At 60.2% G+C, this 20,903-nt stretch carries 13 protein-coding genes; 7 read left to right on the top strand and 6 right to left on the bottom strand.

Annotation, left to right across the window (positions count from 1 at the left end):
• Positions 1-2: 2 nt before the first annotated feature.
• On the bottom strand, positions 3-1,556 hold the full coding sequence (locus tag ACIP1X_RS18150) for a PLP-dependent aminotransferase family protein (RefSeq protein ID WP_400754051.1): 1,554 nt from the start codon (positions 1,554-1,556) through the stop codon (positions 3-5).
• 92 nt (positions 1,557-1,648) lie between these two features.
• Here ACIP1X_RS18150 and ACIP1X_RS18155 point away from each other — a divergent pair, with 92 nt between their 5' ends.
• The 5 genes from ACIP1X_RS18155 (at position 1,649) to ACIP1X_RS18175 (ending at position 9,210) form a co-directional block, all read left to right on the top strand.
• Positions 1,649-2,272 carry an FMN-binding negative transcriptional regulator gene (locus ACIP1X_RS18155; protein WP_400754053.1) on the top strand — a complete coding sequence of 208 codons (624 nt, stop codon included), beginning with the start codon at positions 1,649-1,651 and terminating at the stop codon, positions 2,270-2,272.
• Positions 2,273-2,282: 10 nt separating this feature from the next.
• Positions 2,283-2,729, top strand: coding sequence for a GNAT family N-acetyltransferase (locus tag ACIP1X_RS18160; protein WP_008078822.1), 447 nt, complete (start codon positions 2,283-2,285; stop codon positions 2,727-2,729).
• A gap of 12 nt (positions 2,730-2,741) precedes the next feature.
• Entirely contained in the window at positions 2,742-3,413 is a 672-nt protein-coding gene (locus tag ACIP1X_RS18165; protein WP_400754056.1) for a GNAT family N-acetyltransferase, read from the top strand.
• A 166-nt stretch (positions 3,414-3,579) separates the two neighbouring features.
• Positions 3,580-6,537, top strand: a complete 2,958-nt coding sequence (locus ACIP1X_RS18170; protein WP_400754057.1) for an autotransporter domain-containing protein — start codon at positions 3,580-3,582, stop codon at positions 6,535-6,537.
• A 288-nt stretch (positions 6,538-6,825) separates the two neighbouring features.
• Positions 6,826-9,210 carry an autotransporter domain-containing protein gene (locus ACIP1X_RS18175; protein ID WP_400754060.1) on the top strand — a complete coding sequence of 795 codons (2,385 nt, stop codon included), beginning with the start codon at positions 6,826-6,828 and terminating at the stop codon, positions 9,208-9,210.
• A 290-nt stretch (positions 9,211-9,500) separates the two neighbouring features.
• Here ACIP1X_RS18175 and oadA read toward each other — a convergent pair whose 3' ends face one another.
• Positions 9,501-11,309 carry a sodium-extruding oxaloacetate decarboxylase subunit alpha gene (gene oadA / locus ACIP1X_RS18180; protein WP_400754061.1) on the bottom strand — a complete coding sequence of 603 codons (1,809 nt, stop codon included), beginning with the start codon at positions 11,307-11,309 and terminating at the stop codon, positions 9,501-9,503.
• An 11-nt stretch (positions 11,310-11,320) separates the two neighbouring features.
• Positions 11,321-12,736 carry an acetyl-CoA carboxylase biotin carboxylase subunit gene (locus ACIP1X_RS18185; protein WP_053125176.1) on the bottom strand — a complete coding sequence of 472 codons (1,416 nt, stop codon included), beginning with the start codon at positions 12,734-12,736 and terminating at the stop codon, positions 11,321-11,323.
• Positions 12,737-12,926: 190 nt separating this feature from the next.
• Here ACIP1X_RS18185 and ACIP1X_RS18190 point away from each other — a divergent pair, with 190 nt between their 5' ends.
• Positions 12,927-13,889, top strand: coding sequence for a LysR family transcriptional regulator (locus ACIP1X_RS18190; protein ID WP_053125179.1), 963 nt, complete (start codon positions 12,927-12,929; stop codon positions 13,887-13,889).
• On the opposite strand, the gene ACIP1X_RS18195 is transcribed toward ACIP1X_RS18190, so the two are convergent.
• From ACIP1X_RS18195 to ACIP1X_RS18205, 3 genes are all read right to left on the bottom strand, one after another.
• Positions 13,831-14,034 carry a PA3496 family putative envelope integrity protein gene (locus ACIP1X_RS18195; protein ID WP_077575111.1) on the bottom strand — a complete coding sequence of 68 codons (204 nt, stop codon included), beginning with the start codon at positions 14,032-14,034 and terminating at the stop codon, positions 13,831-13,833. The genes ACIP1X_RS18190 and ACIP1X_RS18195 overlap by 59 nt on opposite strands.
• Positions 14,035-14,262: 228 nt before the next feature.
• Positions 14,263-15,129: a transcriptional regulator HexR gene (gene hexR, locus ACIP1X_RS18200; protein ID WP_053125183.1), complete on the bottom strand. Its 867-nt coding sequence runs from the start codon at positions 15,127-15,129 to the stop codon at positions 14,263-14,265.
• A 127-nt stretch (positions 15,130-15,256) separates the two neighbouring features.
• Positions 15,257-18,127, bottom strand: coding sequence for a putative bifunctional diguanylate cyclase/phosphodiesterase (locus tag ACIP1X_RS18205; protein WP_400754064.1), 2,871 nt, complete (start codon positions 18,125-18,127; stop codon positions 15,257-15,259).
• 257 nt (positions 18,128-18,384) lie between these two features.
• Between ACIP1X_RS18205 and uvrD the strand changes: the two genes are divergently transcribed.
• Positions 18,385-20,568, top strand: coding sequence for a DNA helicase II (uvrD, locus tag ACIP1X_RS18210; protein ID WP_053125187.1), 2,184 nt, complete (start codon positions 18,385-18,387; stop codon positions 20,566-20,568).
• Positions 20,569-20,903: the final 335 nt, after the last annotated feature.

The raw sequence follows: 20,903 nt of genomic DNA on the forward strand, positions 1-20,903 counted from the left end.
ACTCAGTCGCGCCAGGCCTTTTGCAAACGTCCGAGTGCCGCCGTGATCGCGGCCTCGGGCACGGCAGCAAACCCCAGCACCAACCCGGCACGCTGGTCCACTGGGGTGGTTGAATCCGGCAGCCAATAACTGCTCAAACCGTTGATTTCAACATCGGCGCTGGCGGCCAGACCGATCAACTGTTGCTCACGGGCCAATGTGTTCACCGGAATCGTCAGATGCAGACCTGCCGCGACATTTGGCAGGCTGCCAACGCCGGCGATATCGCTCGGCCAACCGGCGAGCACTGTATTGCGCCGACTCAATGCTGCCCGGCGCATCCGCCGAATGTGCCGCTGAAAATGCCCGGCAGCCATGAACTCCGCCATCACCGCCTGGGTGCTCACTTCCGAGTGGCGCACGTCCACCGCCCGGCGCTGGGAAAAGGCGTCCACAAGCGCTGGCGGCAACACCAGATAACCCAAACGCAACGCCGGGAATGCGACTTTGCCGAAGGTGCCGACGTACAACACGCGGCCCTGTCGATCGAGCGCGGCCAATGGCGCCAGCGGTGCGCCGGTGTAACGGTACTCGCCGTCGTAATCATCCTCGACGATCCAGCCTTGCGTGCGTTCGGCCCAGGCCAATAACTCCAGACGTCGCGCCAGACTCATCACCACGCCGGTCGGGTATTGATGAGACGGCGTCACATACGCCACTCGGCAATCCGTCGCCGCCGCCAATGCCGCACAATCAATGCCCTCCTCGTCCACCGCAATCCCACGCAATCGCGCACCTGCTACAGCGAACGCATGACCCGCCGCACGGTAGCCCGGATTTTCAATGCCGACGCCATCGCCCGGCTCCACCAGCAACTGTGCACAAAGGCTAATGCCCTGCTGCGCGCCACTGGTGATCACAATTTGCTCAGCGCTGCACTGCATGCCGCGCGAACTGCGCAGATAGGCGGCGATCATCGCGCGCAAACGCGCATCACCGGCCGGGTCGCCGTAACACAGTTGCTGCAAATCCGGCTTGCGCCAGAAAGCCGCGTTCAGCTTGGCCCAGACCTCAAAAGGGAACAGATCGAAGGCCGGCACACCGACACGAAAAGCACGCGGTGGACCACTCGGCGGCTTGGCCAAATGGTTGTTTTCGATGCGTGAAAAAGTATCACTGTGGATAACTTTACTGGATGGAATCACAGGTAAATCCAGCCAATTTGTGGATAAGGCTGTGGGTAAGCCTGTTGAAAACCCTGTGGATACTTTTGTGGATAGTTTTTTCGCTGAGGGCGGTGGTGCCGACAATTGTGCGACGTAAGTGCCGTCGCCGACCCGCCCTTCTATAAACCCTTCGGCATACAACTGATCGTAGGCGCGCACCACGCTGTTACGCGAAATCGCCAACGCCGCCGCCAGATCGCGACTGGCCGGCAGCCGCGTGCCACTGGCCAAGCGCCCATCGAGTACGCGCAAGCGCAATGCCTGATAGAGCTGGCGGCTCAAGCCCTGCCGGCGATCAAGCTCGATACCGGCGGGATTGAAGGGCATGGACAGTGTCGTCGATTCAGGCATGGCAATGGACCTATGAAATTGGTCATCAATGGCTCTTACAACAGACCAATAGCCTGCCTAGGATGCAGGCATTCGCCAAGGAAAATCTGTCCATGTACACGCCGCACGCCTTTGCCATCGAAGAACTGTCCCAACTGCACGAACTGATCCTCGCCACCCGCCTCGCCATTTTGGTGACTCATGGCGAAAACGGTCTGCAAGCCAGCCATGTGCCGGTGCTGCTGCATTGTGAACAAGGCGAGTACGGCACGCTGTACGGGCACCTGGCCCGCGCCAATCCACAATGGAAAGACCTGCGTGACGGCGCCGAAGCCATGCTGATTTTTGCCGGCCCCGACGCCTACGTCAGCCCGGGTTTTTACCCGAGCAAGGCCGAGCACGGCAAAGTCGTGCCGACCTGGAACTACATCGCCGTGCACGCCTATGGCCACGCCGAAACCTTCAGCGATGGTGGACGCCTGCTCGACATCGTCAGCACCCTCACCGATCGCCATGAAGCCGGCCGCGCCCAGCCGTGGTCCGTCGCCGATGCGCCCGCCGATTACATCGACGGCATGCTCAAGGCGATTGTCGGTTTTGCCATTCCCATCGACCGTCTCGAGGGCAAGCGCAAGCTCAGTCAGAACCGCAGCGCCGAAGACATTTCCGGCGTGCGTGAAGGTCTGGCCGCCAGCCCCGAAGTCAACGATCAAACCCTCGCCCAATTGATGCGCTAAGGAAATCACCATGAGTCAGATCGACATTCGCCAGGTCAGCGCCGCCGACCGCGCCGCTTGGCTGCCGTTGTGGCAGGCCTACCTGCGCTTCTACAACACCGAACTGCCGGACGCCGTCACCGACAGCACATGGCAGCGTTTCCTCGATCCGAGCGAACCGACCCACGCGGCGTTGGCCTGGGCCGATGGCAAAGCGGTCGGCATGGTGCATTACATCTATCATCGCTCGAACTGGAGCATCGAAAATTCCTGCTACCTGCAGGATTTGCTGGTGACCGAGGAAACACGCGGCACCGGCGTCGGCCGCCTGCTGATCGAACACGTTTACGCCACCGCCAAGGCTGACGGTTGCTGCAAAGTGCACTGGCTGACCCACGAATCCAACGCCACCGCGATCCAGCTCTACGAGCGCATCGCCGAGCGCCCGGGCTTCATCCAGTTTCGCAAAGCCATTTAAGGAGAGGCACCCATGATCATTTCACCGGCTGACTGGAAAGGCGTCCCCGCCCCTACCGCCACATTGCTTGAAGGTCGTTTTATTCGCCTCGAACGCCTCGACCCGGCGCGCCATGGCGAACAACTGTTCGCCGCCCTCGAAGGCCCCGGCGCCGACCCGAAACTCTGGGACTATTTGCCCTACGGCCCGTTCCCGGAACGCAGCGTTTTCGACGCTTGGCTGAACAATCACGCGGCCGCCAGCGACCCGTATTTCTTCGCGGTCATCGACCGTGCGAACAACCAGGTGCAAGGCATCCTCAGCCTGATGTCGATCGTCCCGGCGCAGGGCCGCATCGAAATCGGCCACGTCACCTTCGGCGCGCCAATGCAGCGCTCGCCGAAAAGCACCGAGGCGGTGTACCTGCTGGACAAATACGCCTTCGAACTCGGCTACCGCCGCCTCGAATGGAAATGCAACAACGGCAACGCCCGCTCCAAATACGCCGCCGAACGCCTGGGCTTCAGCTTCGAAGGCGTGTTCCGCCAGCACATGGTGGTCAAAGGCCAGAACCGCGACACCGCGTGGTACTCGATTGTGGATTCGGAATGGCCGGCGATCGGCGCCGGGTTCGAGCGTTGGTTGAGCGATGAAAACCAGACGCCGGATGGACAGGTGAAAGGCTTGGTTGAGTGCCGTAGCTGAAGCGCAAAGCAAAAGATCGCAGCCTGCGGCAGCTCCTACATTGACCTGTGTAGGAGCTGCCGCAGGCTGCGATCTTTTGATCTTCAAAATCATGCTCCAGACATCATTCTGTAAAAACCCTTCGCTATACAGGACGGCCCGCTTATAACAAAAAGGCCTTCCGCCCATGTCCTTCCCGCCGCAGCGTCTCTCCCTCGCCATCACTTTGCTGATTTCCGCCACGGCGGCCCACGGCAAAACCATTCAGATCGACACCGCCACCACCGCCACGCAAACCTTGGGCGGGAATGACACGTTGACGATTTCAGCACCAGGCAGCATCTCCAATAGCGGCAAGACCGTCAGCCTGAAAGACAAGACCAGCGGCACCGGTGTGGTGATCGATAACGCCGGCAAAATCATTTCCACCGGTGGCCGCGCGATTGATAGCAGTGGCGACGAAAGCAAGGCGCGCGACTACGCGATCTATAATCGCAGCGGCGGGCAGATTCTTGGTGCCAACGACGCTGTGCGCATCGACAGCAATTTCGTCAGCGGCAGTCTGTTGATCGACAACAGTGGCGTGATTCGCTCCAGCACCGGCCAAGGTCTGGATCTCGATGCGCTGCGCAGCGACGGAGTGAAAACCACCATCATCAATCGCGCGGGCGGGCTGATTCGTGGCGACGCCAGCGACGGCATGAAGACCGGCGCCAACGCCACGATCACTAACTACGGCGAGATTTCTACCGGCGATTCGCACAACGCCGACGAGAAATTCGACGGCATCGATATCGACTCGGCTGGCGGCGTCAGCGTGACCAACTACGGGGTGATTTCCGGTGGTCGTCACGGCATCACCACCGATCTCGGCGCGACGTTGGTCAACTATGGACAGATCACCGGGCGCAACGGCTCCGGGTTTGGTTCCGACGGTGACGGCACGGTGATCAACCACGGCACCATCACCGGCGCTTACTCCGGGTTGCAAGCGAACGGTGACGGCGACGGCGTGGACATCGACAACATCGCCCACATCGAAAACTACGGCACCATTCAAGGCGTCGGCGCCGGTGGCGTGGACAAGGGTGGTTTCGCCAATGGCAGCGAAGGCATCGCGCTGGGCGGAGGCTATATTCTCAACGCAAAAAACGCACTGATCAGCGGCGCCGACAGCGCGATTCTGGTCGACGACGGCAGCGGCAATTCGGGGCTGGCAGCGACCACGCTGGAGAACTTCGGCACCATTCAGGGCCTCAACGGTTTCGGCGTGAAGTTCGTCGGCGAGTTCGATGACAACGTGGTCAACGGCGGCACCATCAGCGGCAGCAATGGCCTGGCGCTGGATCTCGGTGGCGGCAACGACAGCCTGACCTTGCGCAACGGCAGCCGCTTTGGCGGCGTGGTCGATGGCGGCAGCGGTGATGACCAAGTGGTGATGGACGACGCCGCGGGCGGCAGCTTCGGCGACAGTCGCAACTTCGAATGGCTGGAAGTGAAACAAGGCGCGTGGACGCTGACCGGCAACGGCGATTTCAGCGACGGTGGCGCGGTGCGCAATCGCGCAACGTTGATCAACCAGGGCAGCATCGCCGGTGACCTCATCGTCGATGCGGGCGGTGTGTATGCCGGCGGCGGATCGGTGGGCGGTCTCGACGTCAACGGTACCTTGCGCACCGACACCAGCCTCGGTCGCACAACCGTCGTGCATGATTTGAATATGGGCAGCGGCTCGACCCTCGCCTATGGTGTCAACGCCGACGGCAGCAGCGCCCCGGTGCAAGTCGGCGGCACCGCCAACCTTAACGGCGCGACGCTGGCGGTCAATCCTGGCCCCGGCACGTATCCGTGGCAAAGCCAGTACACCGTGTTGCAGGCCGGGCAAGTCAATGGCACCTTCGGCAGCGTCACCAGCGACTACGCGTTCCTCACGCCTACCCTCGCTTACACGCCGACGCAGGTTGATCTGAGTTACAACCGCAACGACGTGGCGTTCAACGAGTTCGCCAGCACCGGCAACGGCCGCAACGCCGCCAACAGCATCGCTTCGATGGGCAGCAACAACGCGTTGTACAACGCGCTGCTGAATACCTCGCAAAGCACGGCGGGCGCCGCAATCGAACAACTCGCCGGTGCAAGCAACGCCAATCTGACCAGCGCCACCCTCGCCGCCAGCAGTCAGGTCGGCAACAGCATGCTCTCGGCGATGCAACAAATCGGCGGCAGCCCAGGCCTGGCCGTTGGCCTCGATCAGCGCGATACACCGGTGCTGGCGGCGAACGGCGTGCCGTCCGAGGCGCGCAATCTGAATGACCCGAACGCCCGTGGCCGTCTGTGGCTGCAAGGCATCGGCGGCTACGGCAAGCTCGACGGCGAACATGGCAGCAGCGGTCTGGAACAACGCACCAAGGGCAGCGTGCTCGGCGCCGACTGGTCGATGACCCCGGCGTGGCGCGTGGGTGTGCTCGGCGGTTATTCGAAAACCGATCTCGACGCCAGCGGTGTCGATGGCAACGTCGAGAGCTGGCACGCCGGCGTTTATGCGCTGCATCAGAACGGCCCGATTTCAGTGCGTCTCGGCACGGCGTACAGCGGCCATCAGGGGGACAGCAAACGCACCGTCGCCTTCAACGGTTTCAGCGATCGCCCGAAAGGCGATTACGACGCCGACAGTCAGCAAGCCTTCGCCGAACTCGGCTACGCCATGGGCAGCGGTCGACTCAACGCCGAACCCTTCGCCAGCCTCGGCTACCAGCGCTACCACCGCGATAGCTATCAGGAAAAGGGTGGTGCCGCCGCGCTGCAAGTCGACAGCGAAACCCAGGACAACTTCAGCAGCACCTTCGGCTTGCGTCTGGCCCACCTGAATACGTTGGATAACGGTATGAGCCTGACGCCGCGCATGACGGCCGGTTGGAAACATACCTATGGTGATGTGAGCAACTCCACGCGTCAGGCCTTCGTCACCGGTGGCACCGCGTTCAGTGTCGATGGCAGTTCGCTGGATCGTGACAGCCTGGTGCTGGAAGCGGGTCTGGATGTCGGCATCTCGGCGCGGCATACGCTGGGTGTCGGTTACAGCGGCGAGATCGGCAGCAACAGCCGCAATCACGGGCTGATCGGGCAATGGCAGATGAGTTTCTGAGAGTGCCAGCGGGTTACATCCGTAAACATTGTAGGAAAACACGCCGGTATGGCTGGGTAAAACCGGCCGTTTCCTCAGCCTCGGCGATTTTCCACAGAGAAAACTGAAGGAAGCCGCAAGCCTGTGGGAAGCAGCTGACATCGGCCCCACAGGCCTTCAACTTAGAGTTTGGTCTCCAGTCAAAAGAGGCCTTACTTGATGCCCGTTCAACACTTTTACCAACCGAAAAAACTGGCGCTGGCCATCACCCTCGCGGTGAGCTGCGCTCAATACACACAGGCCGAAGAAGTGCCTGCCAACGTGCCAACCCCTGGCGCGCTGACGGCGCTACTCGACACCTTCATCAACGATCCCGACACCCTTAAAACACCGATCGACAAGAAGGGTTATGCCGAGCCTTTTAGTGAGCGCAGTGATCTGCTCATCGTCACCGGTAAAGGCAGCTTTGCAGGCCCGGTGGATGGCGCCGGCGGTGTGAATGTCCTGCAACTCGATGCGGCCAAGGGTTCGCTGGGTGATACGCGAAACTTCCATGGGCTTGAGGTCAAACAAGGTGTCTGGACTCGAGTCAAAAATACGCCCTCGGACTTCACCGCAGGGGTTGTGGTGCGCCCTGAAGCTACCTTCACCAATGAAGGTGCGATTGCTGGACATGCCGTGGTCGAAGGCACGCTGATCAATAAAGGCGGGATCGAGGAAGGCGCCTTTGTATCTGCTGGCGGTAACCTCAACAACCGGGGAATCATTGGCGGGGCAGTCCACGTTGATGAAAAGGGCCAATTCGCTGGTGGAGGTGCAACTGGCACATTGAATGTTCATGGAATGCTGAAGGTTAATCAGGCGCTCGGCGCACCTTCCGTGAATGGCGATTTGAACCTGAAGCCCAGTGCGACGTTGGCTTACGAGGTTAAAGCGAAAGGAGTTAGCAAGACCATCGTGGTCGCCGGGACGGCCGATCTGGGTAATTCGACGTTGCAACTCACAACCGCGGGCGACTACCCGAAAAGCAGTCAGCACACGGTTCTGACAGCGGGAAAAGTCGTCGGGGAATTTGGCCGTATTGAAAACGATCTGGCGTTCATGACACCGACGCTGAATTACGAAGAGAAGAAGGTCGGGCTGACGTTTAGCCGAAATGAAGTGCCGATTGAAAGCGTCGTAACTTCGGGAAATGCTGGCGAGATTGGCAAGAAAATCGATCAGGTGCTTGATGCTTCCACCACCCCGGTCACGACGCCAGAGACGGTGCCCGTGGTGGCTGAGACGACGGGAGTACAGGTGAAAACGCCGATGATCGACACGGCGATTTCGGAGTCTTCTGCTCCGGTGGTGGCGGCAGTTTCCGAAATGGGTACGGAGCCAGCGGACACTGCTGTTTCGGTTGTTCCTGTTGAGGCTGCCGCTTCAATCGGAACTGTCGCCTCCGCCGAGGTAGTTACTTCGGCGGTAACGGCTGAACCCGTTGATACTTCCCCGACAGCTGAAACACCTGTTGCCGTTGCGGTTACCGAGCCAGCTGAAAATGCAGCCCCTGTCCTGGCTTCCGCGTCGACCGCGACTCAAGCTGTTCCTGCAGCGCCTGCAACGACTGCACCAACTGCATCAACTGCACCAACTGCAAGCGTCGTCCCGGCCAGTGTTTCTGCACCGATCGCACCTGCGAACCAAGCCCTCGTCGCCCTGCTCGGCAGTAACAGAAACACCGCTGCTTTGGCGCTCGATCAACTCGCTGCCGGCAGCAACGCCAACCTTGCCAAAGCCACACTCAGCGCCGTGTCACCGGTAAGCGACAGCATGCTGTCGGCCATGCGTCAGCTCGACACCGATGCAAGATCGGCTAAAGCAGGTGACGGCAACGGTCGAGTCTGGGTTCAGGCATTGGGCAATGGCGGAAAAATCGATCGCGACACCGACAGCACCCTGAAACACTCCACCCAAGGTCTCGTCGCAGGTGCTGACTGGCGTCTCGATGAGCAATGGCATGTCGGGATCATCGGCGGGAACTCGCAGACCAAACTCGATGCGCGCCATGCCGATGGCGATCTCGACAGCTGGCATGTCGGTGCCTACGCGGTGCGTCAGGACGGCCCGCTGGCGCTGCGCCTCGGCGCCACTTATGCCAGTCACGACGGCAGCAGCAAACGTCGGGTGGCGTTCAACGGTTTTAGCGATCGCCTCAAAGGCAGCTACGACGCGAGCACCCAGCAAGCCTTTGCCGAACTGGGTTACGACTTCGGCCAAGGCGATTTCACACTCGAGCCCTTCGCCAATGTCGGTTACCAGCGCTACCAGCGTGACAGTTACAGCGAAAAAGGTGGCGACGCGGCGTTGAAGGTTCACGGTCAGTCGCAGAAAAACCTGAGCAGCACCTTTGGCCTTCGCGTGGCAAAAACCAACCACCTCGATAACGGCATGCAACTGACGCCACGTCTGAGTGCGGGTTGGAAACATACCTACGGCGAACTCGACATGCACACGCGCCAGCAGTTGCTGAACGGCGGGATCGGCTTTGAAATCGCTGGGGCGCAACTGGATCGCAACAGTTTGTCGCTGGATGCCAGCCTCGATCTGGCGCTGTCAGCCAGTCATACGCTGGGCATGGGCGTCACCGGCGATATCGCATCGGACAGCCGCAACACTGGCGTGATGGGTCAATGGCGCATGGCGTTCTAACGATCTGATGGGCTGTTGTGGGAGCGGGCTTGCCAGCGAAGAGGGAATGTCAGCCAGTTTTTGCTGCAACTGACACACCGCTTTCGCGAGCAAGCTCTGCTCCTACAAGGTTCTGCGCCACCCGCAAATTCCCCTGTAGGAGCTGCCGCAGGCTGCGATCTTTTGATCTTGCCCTTAAACAACAACATCAAAAGATCGCAGCCTGCGGCAGCTCCTACAGAGAAAAAAAGCAAAAAAAAGGGGAGCACATGCCCCCCCGAGGTTTAAAGCGTTGGATCGCGGCGGTTATCTCAGCCTTCGATCTCGATCAGGATTTCGCCCGGATTGACCCGATCACCCTTGGCCACATGAATCGCGGTGACCTTGCCGGCAATCGCTGCCTGGACTTCGGTTTCCATCTTCATCGCTTCGGTGATCAGCACAGCCTGGCCAGCCTTGACGGTGTCGCCTTCCTTGATCAGTACATCGACGATGTTGCCCGGCATGGTGGTGCTGACGTGGCCCGGTGCCGAAGCTTGCTTGCGCTTGCTGCTGCCACCGCCGACGAATTCGTTGAGCGGTTCGAACACCACTTCTTCCGGCATGCCGTCGATGGACAGGTAGAAGTGACGTTTGCCTTCGGCTTTCACACCGACACCGGTGATGTCGACGCGGTAGGTTTCGCCGTGCACGTCGATGACGAACTCGGTCGGTACGCCTTCCCCGCCCGCCTTGGTCACACCGCCCGCTTCAGGAATCGGCAGCAGCACTTCAGGGGTCAGGGTGCCGGCGGCACGCTCTTCGAGAAACTTGCGGCCGATGTCCGGGAACATGGCGAAGGTCAGCACGTCTTCTTCCGACTTGGCCAGTGCGCCGATGTCGGCACGCAGCTTGGTCATTTCCGGCTTGAGCAGATCGGCCGGGCGCACGTCGATGACTTCTTCGCTGCCGATCGCCTGACGACGCAGCTTCTCGTTGACCACGCCCGGCGCTTTACCGTAACCGCCTTGCAGGTAGAGCTTCACTTCGTTGGTGATGGTCTTGTAACGCTCGCCGGCCAGCACGTTGAAGAACGCCTGGGTGCCGACGATCTGCGAAGTCGGGGTCACCAGCGGCGGGAAGCCGAGGTCTTCACGCACCCGCGGGATTTCCGCGAGCACTTCGCCCATGCGATTGAGGGCGCCCTGCTCTTTCAACTGGTTGGCGAGGTTGGAGATCATCCCGCCCGGCACCTGGTTGACTTGCACGCGGGTGTCGACAGCGGTGAACTCGCTTTCAAACTGGTGGTACTTCTTGCGCACGGCGTAGAAGTACAGGCCGATCTCTTGCAGCAGTTCGAGGTTCAGACCGGTGTCGAACTCGGTGCCTTTGAGCGCAGCGACCATCGACTCGGTGCCAGGGTGGCTGGTGCCCGAGGCGAAGCTGGAGATCGCGGTGTCGATGTGGTCGGCGCCGTTTTCGATCGCCTTGAGCTGGCACATCGTCGCCAGACCCGCCGTGTCGTGGGAGTGGATAAACACTGGCAGCGACTGCTCGGCTTTCAGTGCGCGAACCAGTTCGCCCGTGGCGTACGGGGTCAGCAGACCGGCCATGTCCTTGATCGCCACCGAGTCGCAACCCATGGCTTCCATTTGCTTGGCCTGGGTGACGAACGCGTCGATGGTGTGCACCGGGCTGGTGGTGTAAGCGATGGTGCCTTGGGCATGTTTGCCGGCTGCTTTCACCGCTTCAATGGCCACGCGCAGGTTACGCACGTCGTTCATCGCGTCGAAGATGCGGAACACGTCGATGCCATTGACGGCAGCTTTGGCGACGAAGGCTTTGACCACGTCGTCGCTGTAGTGGCGGTAGCCCAGCAGGTTCTGCCCGCGCAGCAGCATTTGCAGACGGGTGTTAGGCAGCGCCGCGCGCAATTGGCGCAGACGCTCCCACGGATCTTCTTTGAGGAAGCGTACGCAGGCGTCGAACGTCGCGCCGCCCCAGCATTCCAGCGACCAGTAGCCGACTTTGTCGAGCTTGTCGCAGATCGGCAGCATGTCTTCGGTGCGCATGCGGGTGGCGAGCAGCGATTGGTGAGCGTCGCGCAGGATGGTGTCAGTGACAAAGATCTTCTTGGACATTGTTGTATTCCTCACAGGCCTGCGTGGGCGGCGATGGCGGCGGCGATGGCCAGGGCCAGCTCTTCGGGTTTGCGCTTGATCGAGTAGTTGGTCAGTTCAGGGTGGCTTTCAACGAAGCTGGTATTGAACTGGCCGCTACGGAATTCCGGGTTGCGCAGGATTTCCTGGTAGTACGCGGCGGTGGTCTTCACGCCTTGCAGACGCATGTCGTCCAGCGCACGCAGGCCACGATCCATCGCCTCTTCCCAGGTCAGTGCCCAGACCACCAGTTTCAGGCACATCGAGTCGTAGAACGGCGGGATGGTGTAGCCGGTGTAGATCGCTGTGTCGGTGCGCACGCCCGGGCCACCGGGGGCGTAGTAACGGGTGATCTTGCCGAAGCTCGGCAGAAAGTTGTTTTTCGGGTCTTCGGCGTTGATACGGAACTGCAACGCGAAACCACGGTGCTGAATGTCTTCCTGCTTCACCGACAGCGGCAGGCCGGACGCGATGCGAATCTGTTCGCGGACGATGTCGATCCCGGTGATTTCTTCGGTGATGGTGTGTTCCACCTGCACCCGGGTGTTCATCTCCATGAAGTACACCTCGCCCTCGGCGAGCAGGAACTCCACGGTGCCGGCGTTCTCGTAACCCACTGCCTTGGCCGCACGCACCGACAGGTCGCCGATGTAGGCGCGCTGCTCCGGGGTCAGTTGCGGGCTCGGGGCGATCTCGATGAGCTTCTGGTTGCGACGCTGGATCGAGCAATCACGCTCGAACAGGTGCACGACGTTGCCGAAGCTGTCGCCGAGGATCTGCGCTTCGATGTGCTTGGGATTGACGATGCATTTTTCCAGGAACACCTCGGCAGAACCGAACGCCTTGGTCGCTTCGGAAATCACCCGAGGGAAATTCTGTTCGAGTTCTTCACGGCTGTTGCAGCGACGGATACCGCGACCGCCACCACCGGAGGTGGCCTTGAGCATCACCGGATAACCGATGCGGTCGCCCTCGACCAAAGCTTCTTCGATGTCGGCGACGTTGCCTTCAGTGCCCGGCGTGACCGGTACGCCGGCCTTGATCATGCTGCGGCGCGCTTCGGTCTTGTCGCCCATGCGGCGAATGACCTCTGCCGACGGGCCAATGAACTTGATCCCGCGTTCGGCACAGATATCAGCCAGTTCGGCGTTTTCCGAGAGGAAACCGTAGCCGGGATGCAGGGCATCGCAACCAGTTTCCACGGCGAGGTTCACCAGTTTGCGCGGGTTGAGGTAACCGGCGAGTGGCTCGGCACCGATGCTGTGGGCCTCATCCGCTCGCTTCACATGCAGCGCATGACGGTCGGCGTCGGAAAAAATCGCAACCGAGCGAATGCCCATTTCGGCGCAGGCTCGTACGATTCGTACGGCAATCTCACCACGGTTGGCGATCAGGATCTTTGTTATCACTTGGAGGTTCCCTTGAGCCGGTGGCACCACGACCTGCTAGACCCAGGTCGACGCGTGACCAAATGTTTCAATTTAGTCGCAGATCCACACTAGCGCTCATAAGGGATTAACAAAAATGAATAATAATTGGGTTAGCCATAAGTAAAGACTTATAGTTCGAACATCTACCCGCGCGCCGAGCCCGAATAAAATGCGTAAGTCCTTGATGCGTATGACATTGCGTCAGCTGCAGATCTTCAACGAGGTATGTGATTTACGCTCTTACAGCCGCGCCGCGGATGAAATGTCGCTCACCCAACCGGCGGTCAGCCTGCAAATAAAGCAGCTGGAAGAGCTGATCGGCCAGCCATTATTCGATTATGTCGGCAAAAAACTCTACATGACCGAAGCCGCTGAAGCTCTTCAGCGCGCCAGCCGGGATATTTTCGGGCGCCTGGAAAACCTCGATATGCAGCTGTCGGACATGCAGGGTTCGCTGCAGGGTCAGCTGAAACTGGCGGTGGAATCCAGCGCCAAATATTTCGTTCCGCACCTGTTCGCCGCCTTCAAACGCCAGCACCCGGAAGTGAATCTGCAACTGACCGTGGTCAACCGTGGCCAGGTCATTCGCAGGCTGTCGGACAACCGTGACGATCTGGTGATCATGTCGATGGTGCCGCAGGACATGGGCCTGGAATTTTTGCCATTCCTCAACAACCCGATTGTTGCCGTGGCGCGCCCGGATCATCCGTTGGCGCACATGGGCCCGTTGCGGTTACAGGATCTGGAACCCTACACGCTGCTGATCCGCGAGCCCGGCTCGGGTACGCGACTGGCGTGCGAAGAGTATTTCAAAGAGAAACGCGTGCACTTCACTCAGACTCAGGAAGTGGCGTCGGCCGAAGCACAGCGTGAATGTGTGCAAGCGGGTCTGGGCCTGGCGCTGTTGACGCGCCACGCCCTGAACCTGGAGCTGGCGACCGGCGGGCTCGTCGAGCTGCCGGTCGAGGAATTGCCGCTGCTGCGTAGCTGGTGCCTGGTGCAAGCGAAAGCCAAACGCTTGTCACCGGTGGCGCACGCCTTCCTGGCGTTTATCCGCAGCGAACGCGTGCAGATCAGCGCGCTGGTTGAGCGCTTCGACGGGAAGCTGCGGGTGCCGCCTGCCAGTGAGTGATATCGGGAAAGTCGCCGATTTCGGCTTGAAGCTGACGGAGTTCGAAGCGATCTTCGATAGCGCGGCGAAATTCCATGCGGCGCTGGTCTTCCTGCTGACGACGGGTTTTCGCGGCGCTGTTGCGTTCTTCGTAGGGCTGAGCCATTTCGAGTCTCCCAAGGCGATGACGGGAGTTTCACGATAGGCGTGGGGGATGACGGTTTGGCTTCTTGCGGATGACAGTGCGATGAATTTGCGGTGTTTTTGAGGACGCCTTCGCGAGCAGGCTCGCTCCCACATTTGATCTCGGTATGACACAGAATTTGTGTACCCCGGAGATCCCCTGTGGGAGCGAGCCTGCTCGCGATTAAGGTCGGAACGACCTTAGATGACTTCAGTCATCAAGAGCTTTGGCGGCTTTCGGAGAGAGGCGCAAACTACGCAAACTGCGCTTCACGCTCTTGAGGTGGTTAACCAGGCTCGGCCCACGCGCCATGGCCACGCCCATCGCCAACACATCAATCACCACCAGGTGCGCGATACGCGAGGTCAGCGGCGTATAGATCTCAGTGTCTTCATGCACATCGATCGCCAGATTCACCGTCGACAACTCGGCCAACGGCGTCTGGCTCGGGCACAAGGTAATCAGCGACGCCCCGCTCTCGCGCACCAGATTGGCAGTGATCAGCAAATCCTTGGAACGCCCTGACTGGGAAATACAGATCGCCACATCGGTCGGCTTCAACGTCACCGCCGACATCGCCTGCATGTGCGGATCGGAGTACGCCGCTGCGGTCAGCAATAAACGGAAGAACTTGTGCTGCGCATCCGCGGCCACTGCGCCCGACGCGCCAAAACCATAGAACTCGACGCGCTGCGCCTGCGACATCAACGTCACCGCGCGCTGCAACTCAATCGGATCGAGCTTCTCGCGAACCTCCATCAACGTGTGCAACGTGGTGTCGAAAATTTTCAGGCTGTAATCGGCAACCGAGTCGTCTTCGTGGATCGCGAACTGACCGAAGCTGGCACCGGCCGCAAGGCTCTGCGCTAACTTCAGTTTGAGATCCTGAAAACCGGAGCAACCGATGGCGCGACAGAAGCGCACGATGGTCGGCTCACTGATGCCGACGTTGTGGGCCAGGTCGGCCATGGAACTGTGCATCACGGCCGCAGGGTCAAGCAGCACGTGGTCGGCGACCTTGAGCTCCGACTTGCGTAACAGGTGACGTGACTGGGCGATGTGTTGCAGCAGATTCAAGGGGCTGGACTCTTCTTATGGGCAAGGATGTAGCACGCTTGTAGTTATACTACATGAATTGGCTTTTTGCCTGCTCAATGCGTAACTCCATGTCCCCATATCAGGCGCGATGGGGTGCATGTAGCCCTTAAAGCGGTTTTTCCTGATTGCGCAAAAGCCCGGCCAGACCGGCAGCCTCCACCGGACGACTGATCAGATAGCCCTGCACCTCATCGCAACGTTCGGCGCGTAAAAATTCCAGCTGATCCTGACGTTCAACGCCCTCCGCGACCACTTTCAGCGACAGCCCGTGGGCCATGGCGATGATCGCGCGGGTAATCGCCGCATCCTCACTGCCTTCACCCAATCCGCGAATGAACGCCTGATCGATCTTCACGTAATCCACCGGAATGCGCTTGAGGTAACTCAATGACGAATAGCCGGTACCGAAGTCGTCGATCGCCAGTTTCACGCCCAGATCGCGCAGTTGCTGGAAGGTCGCGATGATGTGTTCGACGCTGTCGAGCAACTGGCTTTCGGTCAGTTCCAGTTCGAGGTAGTGCGGCGCCAGACCGGTTTCCTCCAGCACCTGGCGCACCAGACTGACCAGTTTGCCCTGCCGCAATTGATGCACCGAGAGGTTCACCGAAACGCGGATCGGCTCCAGCCCTTGCCGCTGCCATTCGCACGCCTGCCAGCAAGCCTGACGCAGGACGAATTCGCCGATCGGCCCGATCAATCCGGTTTCCTCGGCCAGCCCGATAAAATCCCCCGGCGGCACCCGGCCCATGGTCGGATGATCCCAGCGCACCAGCGCTTCCGCCGCGTTCAAGCGACCTGATTCGAGGCACAGCTTCGGCTGGTAAAACACTTTGAGCTGCTTGTCCTCGATGGCTTTGCGCAGCTGGTTTTCCAGCTGCAGACGCTCAAGGGTGCTGGCCTGCAGGCTATCGGTGTAGAACTGGAAGTTGTTGCCGCCGAGGTGTTTGGCGTGTTGCATGGCCATGTTCGACTGACTGACCAACGCAGCAATTTCCCGCGCGTTGTCCGGCAGCATGCTGATGCCCATCGAGGCGCTGACCACCAGTTCATGCCCTTCAACCGTCAGCGGCAAACGCAGCTTGGCCGACAATCGCGTAGCGACCCGCGCCAGACTCGACAGGTTGCCGTAAGCATCGAACAGCACCGCAAATTCATCGCCGGACAAACGCGCAATGGTGTCGGCCTCCGGCAACGCGTTGACCAGCCGCCGCGCCATCTTCTGCAACAACTGGTCAGCGACTTCATGGCCGAGACTGTCGTTGAGCAATTTGAAGCGATCCAGATTGATGTGCAGCAACGCCAGACTGCGCCGACCCTGACGTGAACGCTGATGCGCTTCGTGCAGACGTTCACGGAACAGCGAGCGATTGGCCAACCCGGTGAGTTCGTCGTAATGGGTCAGGTAACGCATGCGCTCTTCGGACTCGCGTCGCGCGGAGAGATCGGCGAAGAAGCCGACGATATGGCTGACATTGCCCCGACTGTCGCGCACCGCATTCAATTGCAGCCACTGCGGATACAGCTCTCCGTTCTTGCGCGTCTCGACCAACTCACCCTGCCAACTGCCGTGCTGCTCCAGCGCGTGACGGATCGCCACGTAATGGCGGCGCGCATCGCGGCTGCACGGCAGTTCGACGACGTTGCGCCCGAGCATGTCGTCGATGTCGTAACCGGTGACACGACTGAACGCCTGATTGATCGCGATCAGCGCGTAGTTCGGGTCGAGAATGACGATGCCTTCGCTGGCCGCTTCAAAAACCGTCGCCGCCAGTCGTTGCTGTTCTTCGAGGCTTTTACTGACGCTGATGTCGCGGCGGGTGCCGACCATGCGGATTACGCGTCCGCTGTCACTGCGCTCCACCGCGCGGCCACGGTCTTCGATCCACACCCAATGACCGTCGCCATGACGCACGCGGTACTCAATCTGATAATCCTCGGTGCGGCCCTTTAAATGCTCGGTCAGCGCGAGTTTGAGGTTGGGCACGTCTTCGGGGTGCAATCGCGGTTTGAGATCGCGCAGCAAAGCCGTGACGTATTCCGGGGCGAGGCCGAACAGTTCCTGAATCTGCGTGTGATGGACTTCGTCGGTTTGCAGGTTCCAGTCCCACAGCCCCAGCTCACTGGCTTTCAACGCCAGCGCCAGCCGCGCTTCGCTTTTGCTCAGAGCCTGATTGGCGGCGTCCAGTTCGCGGCTGCGCTGGGCAACACGATCCTCAAGGGCGACCTGGGCTTCACGCAACTTGCCCTCGGCACAACGCCGGTGGTCGATCTCCTTGGCCAGTTCCTGATTGAGTTGCTCGCTACGGGATTGGGTCTGTTGCAGGTGTTCAATGAGGTGCTGATTCTGAAAGCGTCGCAGCAAGCCACGATCGATCAGCCGATTGACCTGCCACGCCACCACACTCAGCGAGCCGAGCAAGATCAACCCGAGCCAGCCCCAGCCGCGCGCCTGCTCGTCGCCGCCCCAAAACAGATAGCCGATCGCTGGCAACAGACACGGCAAGGTGAAGGACAAAAACGCGGGCAGACTCACCGCGTACGCGACACTGGCCGACAATGTCGCGGCGCCAATCAGGCCGAACACCCAGGCTTGCTGCATGAAGTTATCGGCGGGCACCAGGGCGATGCCGGCGCCGGCTAGCGTCAGGCCGGTCATGGTTGAGCCGAGCAGGAACATTCGCCGCCAGATCGGCTGCGCCTGTCGATTGGGAATGGCGGAATCGAACGCGGCCACTTGGATCACCCGCAGGGCAACCAGCGACAGCAACCACACCAGCCAAATACTGACCACGAAGTAGCGCTGCGGGCTCCAGAGCAAACCGGCGCAGACCAGACCATTGATCAACATGAACAGCGTGGGCAATAAAGAACCCTGATACAGCAGGCGCGTGCGCTCGACCGCCATCTCGGTGGCGTAGTGCTTGCGGATAACCCGGGGTTCCACAGAGGGGCCCGACAGTTCGGAGCTGAGGGTCATGGGCAACGTTCTTGTTCTTATAAGGAGGGCGTGCGCCCGAAACGTGGACGGAGCATACACAAGCCGATCAACTTGCCAAACCACGCCAGATCATAATTTGCGCAAAACTTTTCCCCCCTCAGGCACCGTTGAAACCCGCAGAGCCAAGCGGGCCAACGGCTGTCGCCGGTGACCGACCGGTCGTCATTGGCAGCACTTTCATCGGCTAATGCAAAGCTCGGTTTGCCCGGGCCTGCGGCGCACCCTAGAATGCCCCGATGCGCGATGATCTCTCCCTTCTGCTGAACTCCCTCAACGATGCCCAACGCCAGGCTGTAGCAGCCTCCGTTGGCCGTCAGTTGGTCCTGGCCGGTGCTGGCTCCGGTAAAACCCGAGTGCTGGTGCACCGTATCGCCTGGTTGATCCAGGTCGAAAACGCCTCGCCCCACTCCATTCTGTCGGTGACCTTCACCAACAAGGCCGCTGCCGAGATGCGTCACCGCATCGAGCAGTTGCTGGGGATCAACCCGGCCGGCATGTGGGTCGGCACCTTCCACGGCCTGGCGCACCGCTTGTTGCGGGCGCACTGGCAGGAAGCGGGCTTGAGCCAGACCTTCCAGATTCTCGACAGCGACGACCAGCAACGGCTGGTCAAGCGGGTGATCCGCGAGCTGGGTCTCGACGAGCAACGCTGGCCGGCCCGTCAGGCGCAGTGGTTCATCAACGGCCAGAAAGACGAAGGTCTGCGACCGCAACATATTCAGGCCAGCGGCGATTTGTACCTGGCGACCATGCGCAGCATTTACGAAGCCTACGAGGCGGCGTGCCTGCGCGCGGGTGTTATCGATTTCTCCGAACTGCTGCTGCGCGCCCTCGATTTGTGGCGCGATCACCCGGGCCTGTTGGCGCACTACCAAAAGCGCTTCCGCCATATTCTGGTGGACGAGTTCCAGGACACCAACGCCGTGCAGTACGCCTGGTTGCGCCTGCTCGGCAAGGGCGGCGATAGCCTGATGGTTGTCGGCGACGACGACCAGTCGATTTACGGCTGGCGCGGCGCGAAGATCGAGAACATTCATCAGTACTCGTCCGACTTCGCCGATTCGGTGACCATTCGTCTTGAGCAGAACTACCGCTCCACCGCCGGCATCCTCAAGGCTGCCAACGCCTTGATCGCCAACAACACAGGACGCCTCGGCAAAGAGCTGTGGACGGACGGCGGCGATGGCGAGGCGATCAATCTGTACGCCGCGTTCAACGAACACGACGAAGCACGCTATGTTGTCGAAACCATCGAAAGCGCGCTGAAAACCGGCTTGGCCCGCAGCGATATCGCGATTCTCTATCGCTCCAACGCCCAATCGCGCGTTTTGGAAGAAGCGTTGCTGCGCGAGCGTATTCCGTATCGCATCTATGGCGGTCAGCGCTTCTTCGAGCGTGCGGAAATCAAGAACGCCATGGCGTACCTGCGTTTGCTCGAAGGTCGCGGTAACGACGCGGCGCTGGAACGGGTGATCAACGTTCCGGCCCGTGGCATCGGCGAGAAAACCGTCGAAGCCATCCGCGAGCACGCGCGTCACAGCGATGTGTCGATGTGGGAAGCCATGCGCCTGCTGGTCGCCAATAAAGGCCTGACCGGTCGCGCAGCAGGTGCGCTGGGTGCGTTTATCGAGCTGATCGAGAACCTCGCCGCCAAGTGCGCCGAGATGCCGCTGCACTTGATGACGCAAACCGTCATCGAGCAATCCGGCCTCATCGCTTATCACGAAGCGGAAAAAGGCGAGAAAGGCCAGGCTCGGGTAGAAAACCTTGAGGAATTGGTCAGCGCCGCGCGCAACTTCGAGAACAACGAAGAAGACGAAGAGCTGACGCCACTGGCGGCATTCCTCGGCCACGCTTCGCTGGAGGCCGGCGACACCCAGGCTGACGAGCACGAAGACAGCATTCAATTGATGACGCTGCACAGCGCCAAAGGTCTGGAATTTCCTTACGTGTTCCTCGTGGGCATGGAAGAAGGCCTGTTCCCGCACAAGATGAGCCTGGAAGAACCGGGACGTCTTGAGGAGGAACGCCGTCTGGCTTACGTCGGCATCACCCGGGCGATGCAGAATCTGGTGATGACCTACGCGGAAACTCGCCGCTTGTACGGGAGCGAAACCTACAACAAGGTCTCGCGTTTCGTACGCGAAGTGCCGAAAGGTCTGATTCAGGAAGTCCGTTTGTCGAACAGCGTCAGCCGACCGTTCGGCGGCAATCAGTCGATGAGTGGCAGCAACCTGTTCGCCGGCAGTGAAATTCCGGAAACCGGGTTGAGTCTGGGCCAGGCGGTACGCCATTCGATCTTTGGTGAGGGCGTGATCCTCAACTTCGAAGGCGCGGGTGCGCAGGCGCGGGTGCAGGTGAATTTCAGCGAAGGCAGCAAGTGGCTGATGCTCGGTTACGCCAAGCTGGAAGCTATCTAAGCCCCATTTCGCTTTTTTGTAGGAGTGAGCCTGCTCGCGATATCGGTTGGTCATTCAATAGATTTGTTGACTGACACTCCGTCATCGCGAGCAGGCTCACTCCTACAGTGTTCGTGGCTCTGCGCTACAAATCACTCTGAACCAATCCCCTTTTCCTACAGCCAAAAGTACATCCGCTGATTGCCTCGCGAAGCTGAACGCAACCTGTCAGGCAAAAGCCCGAAACACTCTCTCGCTAGCCAGTAACACGCACTCACACTTAAAAAGAACAAAACAGGTGAAGTGATGCAGCGAATCTCCATCGCACTCCCACGCGGAGTCCGCGTCTCGCAACG

Source organism: Pseudomonas sp. NPDC088885 (genome assembly GCF_044750025.1).
GTDB classification, from domain to species: Bacteria; Pseudomonadota; Gammaproteobacteria; order Pseudomonadales; family Pseudomonadaceae; genus Aquipseudomonas; species Aquipseudomonas rustica.

What these genes read in the sequence shown, in the direction of transcription:
- ACIP1X_RS18150 (WP_400754051.1), bottom strand. Translation starts at nt 1,556, where the DNA reads ATGCCTGAATCGACGACACTGTCCATGCCCTTCAATCCCGCCGGTATC.
- ACIP1X_RS18155 (WP_400754053.1), top strand. Translation starts at nt 1,649, where the DNA reads ATGTACACGCCGCACGCCTTTGCCATCGAAGAACTGTCCCAACTGCAC.
- ACIP1X_RS18160 (WP_008078822.1), top strand. Translation starts at nt 2,283, where the DNA reads ATGAGTCAGATCGACATTCGCCAGGTCAGCGCCGCCGACCGCGCCGCT.
- ACIP1X_RS18165 (WP_400754056.1), top strand. Translation starts at nt 2,742, where the DNA reads ATGATCATTTCACCGGCTGACTGGAAAGGCGTCCCCGCCCCTACCGCC.
- ACIP1X_RS18170 (WP_400754057.1), top strand. Translation starts at nt 3,580, where the DNA reads ATGTCCTTCCCGCCGCAGCGTCTCTCCCTCGCCATCACTTTGCTGATT.
- oadA (WP_400754061.1), bottom strand. Translation starts at nt 11,309, where the DNA reads ATGTCCAAGAAGATCTTTGTCACTGACACCATCCTGCGCGACGCTCAC.
- ACIP1X_RS18190 (WP_053125179.1), top strand. Translation starts at nt 12,927, where the DNA reads ATGCGTAAGTCCTTGATGCGTATGACATTGCGTCAGCTGCAGATCTTC.
- ACIP1X_RS18195 (WP_077575111.1), bottom strand. Translation starts at nt 14,034, where the DNA reads ATGGCTCAGCCCTACGAAGAACGCAACAGCGCCGCGAAAACCCGTCGT.
- ACIP1X_RS18205 (WP_400754064.1), bottom strand. Translation starts at nt 18,127, where the DNA reads ATGACCCTCAGCTCCGAACTGTCGGGCCCCTCTGTGGAACCCCGGGTT.
- uvrD (WP_053125187.1), top strand. Translation starts at nt 18,385, where the DNA reads ATGCGCGATGATCTCTCCCTTCTGCTGAACTCCCTCAACGATGCCCAA.